16 protein-coding genes and 2 tRNA genes are annotated in these 18,447 nt (G+C 46.1%); 3 read left to right on the plus strand and 15 right to left on the minus strand.

The genetic code is table 11. From position 1 onward, the window contains the following. Positions 1 to 24: 24 nt before the first annotated feature. The 4 genes from HGO26_RS10840 to rmuC form a co-directional block, all read right to left on the minus strand. Positions 25 to 936, minus strand: coding sequence for an AAA family ATPase (locus HGO26_RS10840; RefSeq protein ID WP_028760026.1), 912 nt, complete (start codon positions 934 to 936; stop codon positions 25 to 27). Between the two features lie 185 nt (positions 937 to 1,121). After that, positions 1,122 to 1,826, minus strand: a complete 705-nt coding sequence (locus tag HGO26_RS10845; protein WP_168825136.1) for an EAL domain-containing protein — start codon at positions 1,824 to 1,826, stop codon at positions 1,122 to 1,124. A gap of 239 nt (positions 1,827 to 2,065) precedes the next feature. After that, on the minus strand, positions 2,066 to 3,991 hold the full coding sequence (locus HGO26_RS10850; RefSeq protein ID WP_028760024.1) for a transglycosylase SLT domain-containing protein: 1,926 nt from the start codon (positions 3,989 to 3,991) through the stop codon (positions 2,066 to 2,068). Between the two features lie 81 nt (positions 3,992 to 4,072). Then, entirely contained in the window at positions 4,073 to 5,647 is a 1,575-nt protein-coding gene (rmuC, locus tag HGO26_RS10855; protein ID WP_113939637.1) for a DNA recombination protein RmuC, read from the minus strand. Between the two features lie 253 nt (positions 5,648 to 5,900). Here rmuC and msrP point away from each other — a divergent pair, with 253 nt between their 5' ends. After that, positions 5,901 to 6,935, plus strand: coding sequence for a protein-methionine-sulfoxide reductase catalytic subunit MsrP (gene msrP / locus HGO26_RS10860; RefSeq protein ID WP_168825138.1), 1,035 nt, complete (start codon positions 5,901 to 5,903; stop codon positions 6,933 to 6,935). Between the two features lie 46 nt (positions 6,936 to 6,981). After that, complete coding sequence (gene msrQ / locus HGO26_RS10865) at positions 6,982 to 7,644, plus strand: protein-methionine-sulfoxide reductase heme-binding subunit MsrQ (RefSeq protein WP_168825140.1); 663 nt, start codon at positions 6,982 to 6,984, stop codon at positions 7,642 to 7,644. Between the two features lie 158 nt (positions 7,645 to 7,802). On the opposite strand, the gene gloA is transcribed toward msrQ, so the two are convergent. After that, positions 7,803 to 8,213 (minus strand): lactoylglutathione lyase, encoded by a 411-nt coding sequence (gloA, locus tag HGO26_RS10870; protein WP_006087315.1) that lies wholly within the window; start codon positions 8,211 to 8,213, stop codon positions 7,803 to 7,805. Positions 8,214 to 8,673: 460 nt separating this feature from the next. On the opposite strand from gloA, the gene HGO26_RS10875 reads away from it, so the two are divergent. Next, positions 8,674 to 8,931 carry a hypothetical protein gene (locus HGO26_RS10875; RefSeq protein WP_168825142.1) on the plus strand — a complete coding sequence of 86 codons (258 nt, stop codon included), beginning with the start codon at positions 8,674 to 8,676 and terminating at the stop codon, positions 8,929 to 8,931. 11 nt (positions 8,932 to 8,942) lie between these two features. Here HGO26_RS10875 and nth read toward each other — a convergent pair whose 3' ends face one another. The 10 genes from nth to HGO26_RS10925 all read right to left on the minus strand — a co-directional run bounded on the left by nth (position 8,943) and on the right by HGO26_RS10925 (position 18,443). Then, positions 8,943 to 9,584, minus strand: coding sequence for an endonuclease III (gene nth, locus HGO26_RS10880; RefSeq protein ID WP_168825144.1), 642 nt, complete (start codon positions 9,582 to 9,584; stop codon positions 8,943 to 8,945). Positions 9,585 to 9,788: 204 nt separating this feature from the next. After that, complete coding sequence (locus HGO26_RS10885) at positions 9,789 to 10,487, minus strand: electron transport complex subunit E (RefSeq protein WP_168825146.1); 699 nt, start codon at positions 10,485 to 10,487, stop codon at positions 9,789 to 9,791. Continuing rightward, the gene (rsxG, locus tag HGO26_RS10890; RefSeq protein ID WP_211085892.1) at positions 10,480 to 11,118 is read right to left on the minus strand and encodes an electron transport complex subunit RsxG; all 639 of its coding nucleotides are present in this window, start codon (positions 11,116 to 11,118) and stop codon (positions 10,480 to 10,482) included. The genes HGO26_RS10885 and rsxG overlap by 8 nt, the downstream gene beginning before the upstream one ends. 74 nt (positions 11,119 to 11,192) lie before the next feature. Next, on the minus strand, positions 11,193 to 12,242 hold the full coding sequence (gene rsxD / locus HGO26_RS10895) for an electron transport complex subunit RsxD (protein WP_028760017.1): 1,050 nt from the start codon (positions 12,240 to 12,242) through the stop codon (positions 11,193 to 11,195). Positions 12,243 to 12,268: 26 nt separating this feature from the next. Continuing rightward, the gene (gene rsxC, locus HGO26_RS10900; RefSeq protein ID WP_168825148.1) at positions 12,269 to 14,827 is read right to left on the minus strand and encodes an electron transport complex subunit RsxC; all 2,559 of its coding nucleotides are present in this window, start codon (positions 14,825 to 14,827) and stop codon (positions 12,269 to 12,271) included. Then, entirely contained in the window at positions 14,821 to 15,420 is a 600-nt protein-coding gene (gene rsxB / locus HGO26_RS10905) for an electron transport complex subunit RsxB (RefSeq protein WP_063884360.1), read from the minus strand. The genes rsxC and rsxB overlap by 7 nt, the downstream gene beginning before the upstream one ends. 1 nt (position 15,421) lies before the next feature. After that, on the minus strand, positions 15,422 to 16,000 hold the full coding sequence (rsxA, locus tag HGO26_RS10910) for an electron transport complex subunit RsxA (RefSeq protein WP_006081543.1): 579 nt from the start codon (positions 15,998 to 16,000) through the stop codon (positions 15,422 to 15,424). Positions 16,001 to 16,125: 125 nt separating this feature from the next. Next, the gene (locus tag HGO26_RS10915) at positions 16,126 to 18,030 is read right to left on the minus strand and encodes a bifunctional diguanylate cyclase/phosphodiesterase (RefSeq protein WP_168825149.1); all 1,905 of its coding nucleotides are present in this window, start codon (positions 18,028 to 18,030) and stop codon (positions 16,126 to 16,128) included. Between the two features lie 211 nt (positions 18,031 to 18,241). Beyond that, positions 18,242 to 18,317, minus strand: a tRNA-Asn gene (locus HGO26_RS10920). Positions 18,318 to 18,367: 50 nt separating this feature from the next. After that, a tRNA-Asn gene (locus tag HGO26_RS10925) sits at positions 18,368 to 18,443 on the minus strand. Positions 18,444 to 18,447: the final 4 nt, after the last annotated feature.

Here is an 18,447-nt window from a genome sequence, read left to right on the forward strand (position 1 = left end):
ATATCTTCTCATTACAGTATCTTGCTACATAATAGGGTTAACACTGGCGAGAATTCGCTCAGATAGGGCTTCACCCTGTAATTGGCTACTGGTTCTGAGTCTATGCTCCGCTACACAACAAAATACCGCTTGCACATCTTCGGGGACTAAATAATGTCGACCTTCTAAAAAGGCCCATGCCTTAGCCGCTTGTAATAGCGCTTTGGTGGCACGCGGTGATAACCCCACGCTGTCACTTTGGCTACGGGAAAAACTCACTAAGGCTAGAATATAATTGAGTAAGGCATCGGAAGCGCTGACCTTGTCGCACTGCTCTTGTAGTTGCATTAAGGCCATAGGTGTCAGGCATTGGGGCAATTGATCTAAGGTTAAGTGGTTATGATTGCTCTTAAGCATAGCGAGTTCAGCATCGTGGCTTGGATAACCAATAGACAGACGCATCATAAACCTGTCGAGCTGCGATTCTGGTAGCGAAAATGTACCGGATTGATCGGTGGGATTTTGAGTCGCGATCACAAAGAAAGGATTGGGCAATCTGTGGGTGATGCCATCGACGGAAATTTGTTGTTCGGCCATCGCTTCGAGTAAAGCACTTTGTGTCTTAGGGCTGGCGCGATTAATTTCATCTGCCAAAATCATCTGTTTGAAAATCGGTCCAGGATGAAAGATAAATTGTGCTTGATGTTTATCAAAAATCGATACGCCGAGAATGTCGGCAGGCAGCATGTCACTGGTGAATTGGATCCGCTGATAGCTCAAACCTAAGCTTTGGGCTATACCATGGGAAATACTGGTTTTACCCATGCCGGGTAAGTCTTCAATCAACAGGTGCCCACGGGCGAGAATACAGGCTAAAGCGAGACGAATTTGCCTAGGCTTGCCCAGCAATACTTGTTCGAGTTGTTGTAGTAATTCGCTGATCCCAGATTGTGCCACGGGCGACTCCTAATACATTTGGAAGTGTGCTTAAGGTGCATTTGCAAGCTGATGTGCGTTATCACTATGGCGGATCATCGCCCGTATATCCAGTGGCATTTCTAGTGCTAAATCAATTACTCGACAGCATTAGGTTTGGTCTTGAGTGGGCTGGTGGCGCGAATGTAAACCGTTTTAGCCTGATCTTACGTAAGGCACAGTGCTTGGCTGCTGGTGGGGCGAATAAACCAGGATTTAAACAAAAAGCCTTGGACAAAGTCGACACCGATATCCCGCGCAAAGGCTAAGTGAGCTTCAGTTTCTATGCCTTCTAAAATGCACTGTTTGTTGGTCTTTTTGGCAAAGTTGACCAATGCAATTAATAATTGGGCTCCCTCGGGGTGTGTTATGTGTGTTAACCAATGGCGGTCAAACTTAAGATAATCCACGTTCATCATCAGATCGACACTGAGCATGGAGTGGGGCGCACCAATATCATCCAGCGCCACATGTATCTTAGCTTGTTTAAATTGAGTGAATAATTGACTGGCTAGCTGGGCATCGTTAATGCAGGTGTTTTCGATGATCTCGACCGTGACTCGTTCATAGTGGGACAGCAAACGAATGAGCTTGGCGGTATGTGGTCCATCGACGGCGTGGGGATCAACATTGATAAAAATTCGCTGCTGACTCGGCGCATGGATGAGTTGAAATGCCTTGGCTTGATATTCAACTGCAGCGAGTATTTCTGTGGATTCATGCAACTGCTCGAACACAATATTAGGTGCAACCGCATCACCATTAGGCAAGTAAAAACGCGCTAAGGCTTCATAGCCGTCGATGGCTAAAGTATGAGGATTGACAAAGGGTTGGTATTCGCAGCTAAGGGTTAACGAACTAAGGTTAATCATGGGTGTAATGGGATTCTTAATGCTTTAATACTAATTATTCGCATTTAACGCCCTTCAGTGCAAACAAGTTTTCGATAAAATGGCGTGATTGCTGAATAATTATTCGCTTTGCTAATTATTTGAATTTAGAGAATAACATTTAGAATTTTTGGTGGTTAAAGCATGAGCTTTACCCTAGGGTATGCTGAAAAGTAGGAACTCGATGCGGCTGAGTATCGAGTTCCTTTTCATGTCACGAGTTAGTAAGCAAACTTAAGCTCAGCTTCGCTGAATAATGGCTGTGCTTTTTGCTTTTGCGCCTCATAAATCAATCGATAGCTGAGGACGGCTTGAACATATTCACGGGTTTCAGTAAAGGGAATAGCCTCGATAAAGCCCATGGCATCGAGTTTGCCATCAGAGTTTGATAACCAGCGCCGCACGCGAGAGGGACCCGCGTTATAGGCCGCCGTGGCGAGGATGCGGTTTTGGTTAAACTCTTTCAACAGCTGGGCATAGTAAGCGCTACCAAGATTGAGGTTAAGCTCTGCGCTGTAGAGATCCTTTGGATCGCTATATCTGGCCCCGTGTTTTTTGGCGGTAGCTTTGGCCGTGGCAGGCATAATTTGCATTAGACCACGGGCACCTACGCCCGAGGTCGCATAAAGATAGAAGGCACTTTCGCGGCGGCTAATCGCACGGATCTCATCGATGTTAACCCTATGCTTTTTGCTGGCGTGCTCAAAACCCGCTTGGTGTGCCATAGGGAAGCGTAGAGGAATATCATCCCACAACTTACCTTGAATACTGGCTTCAACACCAAAATCGTACCAGCCCTGTTCATGGGCATAGCGTCCATAGCGTGCTCGCATCGTATTGTCACTGCGTTTTAGTAGCGACATCCATTCATAGCGAGCATCAAAATAACGGTCGAGCGCCATTAACTCTTGCACGCGCACAAAACCCAGATCATCGGTTAACTTTTGGCTATTGGCATCAACAACAGGCTCAGGGCTTTGATTGAGTGATACCGGTTTATTTAAGAACTGCGCAGCAGCAAAACCGTAAAAATTACGTTCATTACTGATTGTCGCGAGCGCTTTTATGGCGCTTTCAGGCGCTTCTTTGGCATTGGTGCGATAAAGCCAGTATTGCCAACGTTCCTTTGCCAAGGTTTCTGGTTGGAGTAGGTTCAAGTAACGGGCAATACTGCGCATGTCGTGATCGCGGATAGCCCATCTTAAACGGCGTTCAAATAAGTCGTCATTTTTCAGCTCAGTGAGCACATTGTCGACATAGTTTTTATAGTTATCATCTTGTTCAATTAAAATGCGGCGAACAAGGTATTTATCGAGTTGCTGCGCTTGTTCTGGGGTAAAACGATGGGCCTTTTGATACCGTTCATACAAATTAATGGCTTGGTCGAGATCCTTACGGGCAAGACGTTTTAATCCTGCGGCAACTATGTCACCGACAATGGGATTTTTATCTTTAAACTTTTCGGTATGGCGCAGGCTATTAGGATCTTTATAGACGGCGACTAAACGCTTAGCTTCGTTACTATGGGTGGTGATTTTTTGGGATAAAAAACTCAGTAAACTCGTTTCGCCAGCCTCGAAACTCAGCATCATTCGCGCCCATACGACATCTTGAGTGCGTTTACCGGCTTTGGTCCATGTGTTGAAAAGAGGATCACATTCCTTTGGGCGCGAACCCCCAAATACCCAAAGTGATTGTGCGGCCGCATAAGCCGTTTTTAGATCGCCCTTGGCGAGTTTCGCCTCATAGTAATAACACTGCAGGCGGATGTCGGTAGGCGCTTCTGGGGTGATCGCAAGATAATCATTCCAGCGTTTTTGGCTACCAGCATTGTTTAAATATTTAGACCGTAACCTATTGTACATGGGTGTGGTTTCATATTTTTCAATCAAGGCTTTAGCTGCATAACCCTGTAAGGCATTAAGAGCACCTATGTCGATATCATGATCTAAATAAATCGCGAGCGGATAATTACCTAGTTTTGCCCGTAGGGGTTTATAGGTTGCATAATCTTGCTTCTTCAGGGCTTTTTCAGCCTCAAGAAAGGTTTTCTGCGTTGACGTTAACGCAAGTGCAGCAGGGGCATTCAATGCGCCTGCGAGCAATATTGCACTGGATATAACCACATTTATAACTGCTTTGCACATGGAGCGTTTGCCTCCGGGCATCAAGGTATCAATCGACATGTCCGTATCGATTTGAGGTAATTAATGGGTGTTCAATTCTTGTTATCTATCATTGCACTCGACAGGTTCGAGTTCCGTGTCCTTAGGATCGCGGGTATGCGATAGATTAAGTTCAGCGTCGTCATCCTGAGTGTCGTTATCGTCTTGGGCTTCATTGAGTGCTTTTTCTAGCAGCATTTTATCCAGTTGTTTGCTGGTATCGACCCCGAGCTGCTGCATTAAATGGGCTTGACGCACTAGATTGCCTTTGCCCGATGACAGCTTGTTCATTGCACTGTGATAGGTTTTCTCCGCATTATCTAAGGCGCGGCCGAGTTTTTCCATGTCTTCAATATAACCACATAACTTGTCGTAAATTCGACCCGCTTGTTTTGCAATGGTTTGTGCGTGTTGATTTTGATATTCGTAGCGCCAAATATTGTTAATTGTGCGCAGGGCTACCAACAAATTCGTTGGACTAACAAGCATGATATTCTGCTCAAGGGCAAAATTGACTAGGCTAGGATCATGCTCCAATGCCAGTAAAAATGCCGGTTCGATAGGAATAAACATCAACACATAATCGAGACTCTTAAGGCCATGCAGATGTTGATAATCCTTTTGACTTAAGCCTTTAATGTGACTGCGAATTGAAATGACATGCTCGTTAATGGCCTGTTGGCGCAGTGCCGGATCTTCACTGTTGAAGTAGCGCTCATAACTGACTAACGACATCTTAGCATCGATGACCACATCTTTATTTTCTGGCAGATGCACAATCACATCCGGCTTAAAGCGTTTACCGCTATCATCCTTGAGATCTTGCTGAGTATGGTACTCATGGCCTTCACGTAGGCCGCTTTCCTGCAATACGCGATCGAGGATCACTTCACCCCAATTACCTTGTTGCTTGTTATCGCCCTTGAGCGCTTTGGTCAGGTTGATAGCATCTTGGCTCATCTTAAGGTTGAGCTCCCTTAAGTGCTCAAGCTGATGTTTGAGGGCGCTGCGCTCGGATTGTTCGTGGGTGTAGGATTCACGAATTTGCTGTCTGAATCCTTCAAGTTGTTGTTTTAATGGCCCAAGTACGCCTTCGAGTTGGCTGGCATTTTGGTGCTTAAAGTTTTCGCTACGTTCTTCAAAAATACGGTTTGCGAGGTTTTCAAATTGGGTTTGTAAACGCACTTCGGCCGATTCTAAGCTGGCAATTTTATCCTGCAGCGATTCTTGCTGGGCATCGGCCTTGGCTTGAATGGTTTGCTGCATGGCATTGGATTTCGACAGGGCTAATTGGATCTCTAACTGACGGCGCTGGCTATCATTTAATTGCTGCTCTAAGGTGGGAACGCGTTCGGCTAAGGCCTCGGCTTTGCCCAGTTGTTCAATTTTGAGCTCAAGGCGTTGCTGGTATTGACGTAATTGCGCTTCTTTGTCATCGACCAAAATTTGCTGTTGTGCTAAGGATAATTCTGCATCTTCATTTACTTGACGCATTTCTTGCTCAAGTTGGTCTTTGTGTAGTTGCCAGCGTTGGCGGGTGAGTTTTTGATTGAGCAGAGCACCGATCAACAGGCCTAAGAAGGCAATGGCGAGAAGGCCGATGATTTCGGCGACAGAAAAAGATTGAGAAAATGGCATGATCAATAGCACTCCTTTAGCTTTGGCGCTTAGGTTCGCATGCCCCCCAACAGGCTTCAAGCCCTTTAATCAACTATATCTGCGCTTAATGCTTGAATGAGCAAGTCTTATACGTTTAAGGTGAATTTATTCACGGGTGGAAAGTTTTTCTGGCTTTTACCTGTCTATATAAGAGTGAGCGATACAGAAGAGCGCCAGAGAAGGTTTTTATCGCGACTCGGTAGCTTTAATCATTGGATGGTAGAGGTGTCAATTGGCTAAACATTCCCGTTTTACCCCAGGTATTCTTAAAAAAGCGCAGTGGCACATGCAAGACAACCAAGTGACGCCCGAAGCGGTATTTCGCTCGCGTCGGCAAATTGTAAAAGCCATGGGACTCGGTGCTATCGGCGCCAGTGTGCCAGGTTACGTGCAGGCCGGATTATTCGATCTATTTGGCGATCAACCTAAGTCCTCATTTATCACTACGCCACTGACGTTTCAATCCAATAAGCAGTACGGTGACGCCGATGTGTTAACCCCGTTTGATAAAGTGACGCAGCATAATAATTTCTACGAATTTGGTACGGATAAGCAAGATCCCTTCAATAATGCCCAAGGCTTTAAAGTCGACCCTTGGCAACTGCGTATCGAAGGTGAAGTTGAACGGCCCATGACCTTAGATTTTAATGATCTGACTAAAATTTTCCCGCTTGAGGAGCGTAACTATCGCCTGCGCTGCGTTGAAGCTTGGTCTATGGTGATCCCTTGGGTGGGGTTCCCGCTGGCGGCGTTATTAAAAAAGGTTGGCGTCACCAGTAAGGGCAAGTATGTCGCCTTCGAAACCGCTTTTGATCCCGAGCAAATGCCGGGGCAGAAGAGCCGATTAATGGGCGGTGGTATTCATTATCCCTATGTTGAAGGCCTCACGATAGCCGAAGCAATGAACGATTTAACCTTAATGTCGGTGGGGTTGTACGGTAAAACCTTGCCACCGCAGAACGGTGCGCCCATTCGCTTAGTGGTGCCGTGGAAATATGGCTTTAAGAGCATTAAATCAATCGTGCGAATTCGCGTCATGGATAAACAACCGCCGACCAGCTGGAATCAGCTTGCTTCACACGAGTATGGATTTTATGCCAACGTTAATCCGGCGGTGGATCATCCACGCTGGTCGCAGGCCACAGAGCGTCGTATCGGCGAGGGGGGATTGTTTTCAGCAACCCGCATCGATACTCAGCCGTTCAACGGTTACGGCGAGTTTGTGGCTTCACTGTATGACGGCATGGATCTGAGGAAATACTATTGATGATTGGTTTGTTGTTTGGATATTCGCCATTAAGCGGGGACAACCTATGTTGAGATTAACCGCTAAGCACTTGTTTTGGCTAAAGGCGTTATTTCATTTGTTGGGTTTAGTGCCCATCGTCTACCTTGTGTTCACTGTGGTGCTTGGCCGTGCGGGTGGCGATCCCGTGCAGCACATTATTCACTACACAGGCATAGGCGCATTAAATGCGCTAGCGGCGACCTTACTGATCTCACCGATTGCCAAGTTGACTAAGCAAGGGTTGTTGATGCAGACCCGCCGTTTAGTGGGGTTATATGTGTTTGCCTATGCCACTTTACATATCTTGGCCTTTTTTAGTTTAGATCTGTTGTTTGCTTGGGAATTACTGTTTAGTGAAGTGGTAAAACGGCCGTATATTTTAGTCGGTGCAGTGGCTTATCTTATCGTCACCGCTTTGGCGATAACTTCGTTTAAAGCCTTGATGCGTAAGATGGGACGTCGTTGGCAAACCTTGCACTATGCGGTGTATTTAGTCGCGATATTGGCGCCAATCCATTTTTACTGGTCGGTAAAATCAGAAATCATCGAACCAAGTCTGTATATCGTAGGTTTTAGTGTGTTGCTGCTGTGGCGCACGCCTTGGTTTAAACGTCATTTCAGCCGTAAAGTGGCGAACAAAACCGAGCGAAAGCTGACACAAGATAAAGCTTCGATAAAGTCGGTTTAAACGCATGGCGCGAGCAGTAAATCACTGGCTTGATTTATGTTTCTTTGTGCCTAACGTGAGATCTAAAGTATAAAAACAAAAATGCCGAATGAAGATCCGGCATTTTTCGCTGAATAAATAGTCTTGCTCAGCTATTTTTCGGGTTCAGTTGACAGGACTTAACCTAAACCTTGAGTCGCTGATTTCATTTGAATAAACTCAATTTTATAACCGTCTGGATCTTCAACAAACGCAATCTCAGTGGTACCACCTGCGACAGGACCTGGGGCGCGAGTCACTTTGCCACCGGCTGCGGCAATCGCAGCGCAACGGGCGTAGATATCTTCATCGCCAATCGCTAAGTGGCCAAAGCCTGTGCCTAAATCGTATTTGTCAGTGCCCCAGTTATAGGTGAGTTCAACCACGGCTTGGCCTGTGGATTCTTCACCGTAACCCACGAAAGCTAAAGAATATTTGTACTCTGGATTTTCAGAGGTGCGAAGTAGCTTCATGCCGAGCACTTCAGTATAAAAAGCAATACTGCGTTCTAAGTTACCGACGCGGATCATAGTATGTAATAGTTGCGACATAGGTCCTCTCTCTAAATAGATTACGGGGTGGAGTATACCAAAAATCCGTAGATGGACCTCGATAAATGTCAGCCATTGTTTTTACTGCGCTTGACCCAGATTAAAGCTTAGGATAGGGAAATGATTGTCTGTAAGAGGAATTTTCAGGATTTAGAAGAGAAAATTGCCGATAAATTGGCTATCGCTCACAAAACACAGATACAAACATGGGTTTTTATCACTGGGTTGATAATAATGTAGCCATACCAACTAGGAGAGTGAATGATGAACACCGAACTTAAAATGGCTTTAGGCACCACAGTTGTTATTGCTTTATTTTTTAGTGCGTTCTTTGTTTCAATGTTTTAACGACTAATACAAGTTTGAGTTAACCCAGTTCCAAGTTAAGCAAAAAAGCCGCTATTGCGGCTTTTTGTTTGTCTGTGATTTAATGCATGTAAAACTTAACAAGGATTTGAAGATGTTGTTTAGCGAAACTGAAATAGCATTAATTGCGTCGGCCAAGCGAAAAGTACAGATGGCGCAGAAAGTGCGATTAGCTGTGATTACATTAGTCGTGCTGGGTACTGGGCTGACGATATCTGGCTTGTGGGTCAATGAATTCGCCATTTATATGGCCTTTGGAATCGTGGTTTTTGCAGTGGCCTTGCCGCAATTTGGGCAAGGGCCAAAATATGAAGAGCTAGTCAGTTTGCTCGAGAAGAAAAGCCAAGGCTAACTGGCTTGGGTTTACTCTTCAGGATAAATTTTTTCTTTAAACTCACACAAGTCTTCAATGATACAGCTGCCACAGCGGGGTTTGCGCGCAAGGCAAGTGTAGCGGCCATGCAGGATAAACCAGTGGTGTACATCGACTTTAAATTCCGCCGGCACGACTTTTAGCATTTTCTCTTCCACTTCGACTACGTTCTTGCCGGGCGCGAATTTAGTGCGATTGGCGAGGCGAAAAATATGGGTGTCTACGGCGATGGTTGGCCAACCAAACGCAGTGTTTAGTACCACGTTAGCCGTCTTGCGGCCAACGCCGGGCAGAGACTCTAGGGCTTCGCGGTTTTCTGGCACTTCGCCATTGTATTTCTCAATTAAGATCTCACAGGCTTTGATCACATTGATGGCTTTGTTGTTATATAAGCCTATGGTTTTTATGTATTGCTTTAAACCCTCTACGCCAAGGGCATAAATGCTGTGGGCCGTGTTCGCCACAGGAAAGAGTTTATCCGTTGCCTTGTTAACACTCACATCTGTTGCTTGGGCCGATAACGTCACTGCCACTAGCAGTTCGAAGGGACTTGAAAAATTGAGTTCGGTTTCAGGTTTGGGATTGTTATCGCGAAGACGAGTGAGGATCTGGATACGTTTTTCTTGATTCATGTACGATTCCTGCGCTGTGGTGGGTTTCAACTCTCAACCGTTCATTATCACTATCTTATTAATGATGATTGATGAGTTTACAACCCACGTTCGCTGATTTTCTTATGCTTTGAGTTTTGCCGCTAATCATGTGCTAGGCACACATTAAACGCGTTAACACTAGGGCATATCTGATCGCCATAATGCCTGTCGTTACTTGAAAGCCTAACCTACCTTAGTGATCCGTGCGCGGGTAATACTCGGCTCTGCGGCGACTTGAGGTTGGCGTTCTTTGACTTTTTTATCAATCACATTTTTCAATGCAATCAATAATCCCATCACGATAAATGCGCCGGGTGGCAACATAGCAAGGAGAAATGGGGTATCGACTTGCCATAGATGCATGGTTAACGATTTAGCCCATGGGCCGAGCAGTTGATCCGCACCATCAAACAGTGTGCCTTGACCTAAGATTTCCCGCGTTGCGCCCAGCACTGTAAGCACTAAAGTAAAACCAAGGCCCATCATTAGACCATCGAAGGCGGCACTAAACGCATTATTACGCGAGGCAAAGGCTTCGGCGCGGCCGATGATGATGCAGTTCGTCACAATTAATGGCAGGAAGATCCCAAGGGATAAATACAGGCCGTAGGCATAGGCATTGATGAGCAGTTGCACTGTGGTGACTAGCGCGGCGATGATCATCACAAACACAGGAATACGAATTTCTTTGGGTACATAGTCGCGCACCAGTGATACCAAAATGTTAGAGCCAATCAGCACCAGCATAGTGGCTAGACCAAGGCCAAGGGCGTTAGTGATCGTTGCAGTAACCGCAAGTAGCGGACATAAACCTAACAGTTGCACTAGGCCTGGGTTGTTTTTCCACAGTCCTTGCCACGCAATTTCGCGATAATTAGTCATGGTTGGCCTCACAATTTAGCGGCTGGCTGAAAATTTGTGCTTGGTTAGTGCTGAAATACCATACCGCGTTTTTGACTGCTTTAACATAAGCGCGCGGGGTGATGGTTGCACCGGTAAATTGGTCAAAATCGCCGCCATCTTTTTTAACTAACCATTGCTTATCATCTTCAGAGCCCAATACTTTACCAACAAACTGAGTGACCCAATTCGATTTACGTAGTTCAATTTTGTCACCCAGCCCAGGGGTTTCTTGGTGGGACAAGGTACGTACGCCTAAGACTTCACCTTGGATATTAATTCCAACAATTAATTTGATATTACCGCTATAGCCATCGGGTGCTATGGCTTCCATGGCGATAGCGACAGGCTTGCCTGCATGGGTAGCAATATAGGCCGGCATTGGACTATCCGTGCCTAATGCTTCTTTGTTTAATAGCAAGGTACACTGAGCGGTAAGCTCATTATCATGTATTTCATCAGGGATTAATTGTTGCAATACTCGCATCAATTCCTGTTGTTCTTGCTGCTTAATCTTGTCAAAGGTTTGTTGATTGACCGCGGCGACGAGACCCGTGCAAATCAAGGCAAACAGCGCCAATAAAAAACCATTTTTAATCATCGGATTTTTCAACTCTTTTTCCTTAAGCTCTCGTTGCCAGCAGAATGACATTATCTTGTAGCATGACTGTAGTCCGCCCAATGGCCTTAGCTAGCTGAATGACCATAGGTGCGTGGCCGCACATAGTAGTCAATAAAGGGGGCGCAGAGGTTAGCCAATAACACGGCAAAGGCAAAGGCGTCAGGGTAACCGCCTTTAATGCGGATGATGTACACCAACACACCAATTAACGCGCCGAAGATAATGCGACCTCGGGGGCTGGTTGCAGCTGTGACGGGATCGGTTGCGATAAAAAATGCCGCTAACATGGTCGCGCCAGAAAACAAATGTAATAGGGGACTGCCTTGGGTATCGGGCGACAGTAAGAAACCGATACTTGATGCAACAAAGAGCCCCAATAACACGCCAGTACTGATGTGCCAACGAATGGCTTTCAGTTTAAGTAACACTAAACCGCCAGCCAGATAAGCTAAATTCACCCAGAACCAACCTACGCCTGTGCTGCCATCAAAAATGGCTTTAGTCAGGCTTTCTGTGGTGGTTAATCCTAGGGATAAATCGGTTTTAAGGGTATCGAGTGGCGTCGCCATTGCGATGCCATCTATCCCTAAACGAAACTGTTCCAAGTTAACGTGGGCGCCAATGTTGAAGATAAGTTGCAAGCTCTCAGCTAGGCTAGGTGAATGCAGCGCAACGGTACTCGGTGCTATCCAAGTGGTCATTTGCACTGGGAATGAGATTAGCAGCAATACATACGCCGCCATTGCAGGGTTAAACAGGTTATGGCCTAAACCGCCGTAAAGGTGCTTAACGATAACGATCGCAAAGGCGGTGCCCATCACTATCATCCACCAAGGTGCTAGGGGAGGAATGGCGACACCAATCAAGATTGCGGTCAGCATGGCGCTGTTATCGCTAAGGCTGGCTTTGATATTACGATTGCGAAGTTTCATCACCGCAGCCTCACAGCTTAAGGCAACTATAATCGCAAGCAGCACTTGAACAAGCGTGCCCCAGCCAAAAAAGGCGCATTGCACCACAAGGCCCGGCAGTAAACATAAAATCACCCTTTGCATCACAGTTGAGGTATGCAAATTACGTGTAACATGGGGTGATGAGGCTATTTTAAACGCCATTGTGTTCCCTTTTTATCATTCTGTTCTTAATCATTAGCAACACTTGAATCGCTCGAAGCTCCGGCTTCTTGGGCGAGTGCCGCTTTTTTGGCTTTTGCCTTGGCGATAGTCGCAGCAATCCGTGCTTTTTTAAGCTCATCGCCTGATAAGGCTGCCGTTTCAATGGGTTCTGCGGATGGTAAAACGGCTTCAGGTTTGGCTGCTGCTATCGACGGCGATGCCATGTTAGCTTTAGTTTGAATGTCGTCAACGGACTCTATTTCAGACTCAGCTGCTGATGCCGCAGCTATTTTCTTCGCTTTAGCACGAGCAACAGCGGCGGCCACTTTGGCCTTTTTAATCGCTTCAGCGTCGTTAACGTCAGTAGCGGCAGTTTCTTTATCATCATTCACATCTGCTTGAACGCTAGCTGCGGAATCAACTGCTGGAGTCACGGTCTGAGTTAAATCATTGTCAGCATTTGTCTCAACTTGCTGCGCGGCTTTTTTCGCTTTAGCACGGGCAACCGCGGCGGCTACTTTGGCTTTCTTAATCGCTTCTGAATCATTAACGTCACTAACGATAATTTCAGTATTGCTAACTTCAATATCACTAGCGGCGGTTTCTGCTTGCTGCGCCGCTTTCTTGGCTTTTGCCCGCGCGACTGCGGCAGCCACTTTGGCCTTTTTATCATCGGCAGCGCTGGCTTTTGGTGTGCTGTCAGCCGTTTCAGTCGTTTCAAACGGCGCGGTATTGGCTTGCTGAGCCGCCTTTTTAGCTTTGGCGCGAGCAATGGCCGCAGCGACTTTGTCCTTCTGAGATAACGGCGTTTCTTGCGCGATAGCATCTGTTGCTAAGAAGGATTCATCACTGGCATCAACATTCACCACATTGTTTGTATCAGCACCATTGGCATTCACTTGGGCGGCTTTCTTCGCCTTAGCGCGGGCGATGGCTGCGGCAACGGCAGCTTTACCCTTGGGCGCGTCTGTCGTATCAGTGCTTATTACGTTTGATTGATGATTCAATGATTCTTCAGTCGACAACTCTTCAGTTGCTGATTGTGCCGCTGCGGCTTTTTTCGCGGCGATCCGTGCCATGGCTTCAGCGACGGCATTTTTATCCGTGCCAGTCATAGTCGCTTGTCGGCGCTCTGCGGCTTCTTTGGCCTTAGCTTCACGGGCAAGCTTTTCTTCTTCAAGACGCGCTAAACGGGCATCGAAACGCTGTTTAGCGCGCTCCGCTTGCTGCTTTTCATCGGCGGCTTGTTTAAGTGCAGATTTGGCAATGCGGTAATACTCGACTAAGGGAATATCACTCGGGCAGACGTAACTACAACAACCGCATTCAATACAATCCTTTAGATTGTAACTGGCTGCTTTGTCATATTCTTCGGCCTTGGCGTGCCAAAAGAGTTGCTGTGGCAATAAGAGTGCAGGGCAGGCATTGGCGCATTCGCCGCAGCGGATACAGGCTTTTTCTTCTGGCGTAGTTCCTATTTCTTGGCTGCTTGGCACCAGAATACAGTTAGTACCTTTTAAAATAGGCACTTGGATATTCGCCAATGCATGGCCCATCATAGGCCCGCCAATAATCACCTTTTGTTCAGGCTCAGGCGTGAACTCAGTCGCAGCCAGCACATGCTCAACAGGTGTGCCTATCGGTAACCAGTAGTTCCCCGGTTTACCGACATTTTTGCCCGTCACAGTCACAACGCGCTCAATCAGCGGTTTACCTTGGGTAACCGCTTGATGAATTGCAAAGGCAGTGCCGACGTTATGCACGACGATACCGAGTTTGGCGGGAATCGCGCCCGAGGGCACTTCGCGGCCAGTAATGATTTGAATTAACTGCTTTTCACCACCAGAAGGATATTTTGTCGGAATGACCGTTACCCGAATGCTGTCCGCTGGGAGCCCACATTGCACGACTGCAGCTTGCATGGCTTTTGCCGCTTCTGGCTTATTATCTTCAATGGCGATAACAATGCGTTTTGGCGTTAATAGCCGATGAATAATGCCAATACCGGCGAGGATATCTTGGCTGTATTCGCGCATTAATCTGTCATCGGCGCTGATATAAGGTTCGCACTCGACGCCGTTGATGATGACTAAATCAATTTCACTGACCGGATTAAGCTTAATATGAGTTGGAAACGCCGCGCCGCCCATGCCTGCAATGCCAGCAGCACGGATCTTATCGATCATCTGTTGATGGCTTAAGTCATCAAGATCATTTTGCACCAGCTCACACCAAGTGTCTTTGCCATCGGCCTGGATAACGCAAGTGTTAACTGGCAATGCTGAAGCATGGTTACTGGCCCTTGGCTCAATGGCAACGATAGTGCCTGATGTCGGCGCATGCACAGGTAAATGCCAAATGGAGGTACCTTGAGTTAACGGTGTGCCTTTTAATACGCTATCGCCGATGTTTACCGCAAGTGTGCAGTTTTCACCGACTTGAGGAATGGGCACTAAGTACGTAGCGGCTAAGTGCAGTTGGCTAATCGGCGTCGCGTTCGAGAGGAATTTGACTTCGGGTGGATGTATACCACCGGGTGAGCGCCAAAGGGTTCCTTTATCTAATTGATCTAATAAAGTTAACACCGCTTTTCCTCTTCTAACTGTGGGTCTTGGTTCTGAATCTCTTGAATGAGAGTCACTGGGATGGCATTTAAGCGCCAGTTCCAATTTTTAAGATTCTGGGTGACTGGGATCATATCAATACAATCGACGGGACAAGGCTCAACACAGAGATCGCAACCCGTGCAATCGGTCGTCAACACAGTATGCATAAGCTTACCTGCACCGATAATCGCATCAACGGGGCAGGCTTGAATACACTTAGTGCAGCCAATACATTCGTCTTCACGTATGTAGGCGACCTTTTTGACTTGAGATTGTGCTTCGGCATTCAGCGGCTCTGGCTCGACGCCCATCAGGGTCGCCAGTTTTTCCATGGTGGCAGTGCCGCCGGGAGGGCATTTGTTGACTTTATCGCCGTTGGCAATCGCTTCAGCATAAGGGCGACAGCCAGGGTAACCACATTGACCACATTGGGTTTGTGGCAGAATCGCTTCGAGTTCATCAACAATCGGATTGCCTTCAACCTTAAATTTAACGGCGGCAAAACCGAGTAATAGTCCAAAGACTAATGCCAATAGGGTCAACAATATGACTGCAATTAAAATTCCGGACATCTTACTTAACCAATCCTGTGAATCCCATAAAGGCGAGGGACATAAGACCTGCGGTGATCATCGCTATGGCGCCGCCTTTGAAAGGTAAGGGGACATCTGCGGCTGCTAAACGTTCGCGCATCGCCGAGAAGAGAATTAACACTAATGAGAAGCCTAACGCAGCACCAAAGCCATAGATAGCCGATTGGATAAAATCGTGCTTCTCGTTAACGTTCAATAGGGCAACACCCAACACAGCACAGTTAGTTGTGATCAGCGGCAGGTAAATCCCTAAAGCGCGATGCAGTGCAGCACTGGTTTTTTGCACCACCATTTCAGTAAATTGCACCACAACCGCAATCACTAAAATGAAGCTCATGGTTCGCAGGTAGCTCAGATCAAAGGGTAATAATAGATACTGGTTGACGAGGTAACTGAGAATAGAGGCTAACGTCAGCACAAAAGTGGTCGCCATAGACATGCCAATAGCGGACTCCAGTTTACTGGAGACCCCCATGAAAGGACACAAGCCTAAGAATTTCACTAAAACGAAATTGTTGACCAGTACTGTACTGATCAACAAGAGGAGATATTCAGTCATCTCAATACTTTTCTAAACGGATCTTGGCCGTATTATCGACTTTTCCGTTTGCATAAACAACATATAGAATGCAGGGTTAACCATCTTTACTGTAAATTTTGGCGACGAATTAACCCGTTAAAGTATTAAATTTGATCTGTAATCGCCATGGCTTGGGGCTGTGCTATGTAATAGCCTTGCAATCCATCAACTAAGAGTTTTTCGAGGGTGAGTTTTTCTTCTTGGCGTTCGACGCTGGTCGCAATAACCCGAATGCCTATCCGTCTTGCAACATCCACCATCATACGGACGAAGAACTTATTATTGCTGTCTTCATCAATGTTCGATGTGTAGCTGCCATCAAGCTTTATGTAGTCTGGACGCACTTCACTGAAGAATTTGAAGGACGTAAAGCTCATGCCAAAACGCTCTATCGACACCCGTGATCCAACGCTATGTATTTCGCGAACGAACTTATAGCTTGCCCCTAAGTTAGACTGCATACCTGACTCATTGATCTCAAATACTAAGCGCGAGGCGATGTATTTTTGCTTGCCTAAAATGTCCTTTAGCCAAGCGACAAACATATCTTGATGCGCAGAAAATGCGCTGATATTGATGCCAAAGTTACCCGAAATGGTCGGGTTTTCCTTAAGCATTCTTAATGCACTGATCACCACCAGTTTATCTAATTCAGAACTCATACCGTGACGTTCTGCCATAGCGATCACTGTGGTGGTCGGTAAAAACTTACCTTCGCTATTGTAAAAGCGCGCCAACAACTCGCGGTAAACCTCTACATCAGTTCGGCAGGGCTGAATTGGCTGTTGGTAGAATTTTAATGCTTGGCGAGTGACTAAATCATTGATCGCCATTTTCCAGCGATCATCACCAAACTGCTCGTCACCATTGAGTTTTTCTTGGATATGATAGCTATTAGGTCCAAGGGTCTGCGCTATGCTGACTGCGGTATCCGCAATCGTCAGTAAATTAACCGCATCGGTACCTTGGTGATAGGGAACTAAACCGATATGGGCAACAGATTCCGCTTTTGTCATCTGCAAATATTCATCGAGATAAATTTTTAATTGATCTAAAAATTTTGGCGCATCCTTCAGCATGACATCAGGAATAAAGATGGCAAAATCAGCGCTCGATACCCTGAAACATTCTGCATCTGAATACTTGCTACAGGCTTTGCGGATACAATTTGCCACCCTTGAAAGATAATCATCCCCCGCAGTTCGCCCTTGTTTTTGATTGATTTGCGCAAGCTCCGTGGCCTTAACCATTGCCATAAGCCCCAATTGAGGAATATCGGGATTACTTATGGTTTCTAATTTTTGGGTAAAGCGCTGGCGACTACCAAAACCCGTCACTGTGTCTTGATAGGCCGCTTTATGCAGCTTTTCATTCTCTTGATTGAGTTTATCGATTTGGGCTTTAAGTTGAAGACGACACTCTTCAAGGGATATTCCAATGGGGTTGAGCTCACCTGTGAGTTTTGATGATGCGACAGCAGAAAACCCTAACTCAGGTATTTTTGAAATATAATCAGCAGCATAACGTATCGCCGCCCTATGTTTTGACATTAACAGAATAAACACTAACAGCAAGATAAGGTAAGCCACCAGTAACATGACACCGAGCTTTTTAGTATGACTAATCGAAGTTTCAATCGCTTGGTTTGCACTGAGTTTGACTTGTAAACGACCGCTTGCCAATTTTTGTGTATGACTGAGCTCAATAGAAAATAAACGGGCTAAGGGATGAGGATGTTTGCTGTCTAAACGACCTTCGGTATGACTCAGTTGGCCATCGGTATCATCAATATATTGGAAAAATTGGAATGGGTAATTTTCAGAAAGCTTTTTGAAGAGTTCGGCGCCATCACCTTGCCATTGTTGGTAGCGGGTTAAACTGGTTTTAAAGCTATCCAGTTCTTGCTGTTGTTGGATTTGTAATTGGCTATTTTCGCTTTGATATACCCAAGCAAAAAGACCTAAGAAAATAAGCAGTAAAAAAATTGGATATGATTTTGACATGGCCATAAAAATCCGCTCTATTTTTTTTGGTGAGCTCAAACAGGATAAGTTTAAGTCAAGAATACTTAACTGCAGCTATCTGTGTGATGACACTCATAAATTTTTATTAATAAGCTGATAACAGTGTAACTGCATTTGCTTAAAAACAAAACGGAAAAGAATAGGGTAACTAGAAGCCGGAAGAGGCAAAGGCACGAGAACAAAACGAAGAATAAATTGGCTCCCCTGACTGGACTTGAACCAGTGACATACGGATTAACAGTCCGCCGTTCTACCGACTGAACTACAGGGGAGTAGAGGGTGCGATATTGCTATCGACTTTACAGAAATAACACTTTTTAAATGGCTCCCCTGACTGGACTTGAACCAGTGACATACGGATTAACAGTCCGCCGTTCTACCGACTGAACTACAGGGGAATCG

This window comes from Shewanella oncorhynchi (genome assembly GCF_012584455.1).
Taxonomy (GTDB): domain Bacteria; phylum Pseudomonadota; class Gammaproteobacteria; order Enterobacterales; family Shewanellaceae; genus Shewanella; species Shewanella oncorhynchi.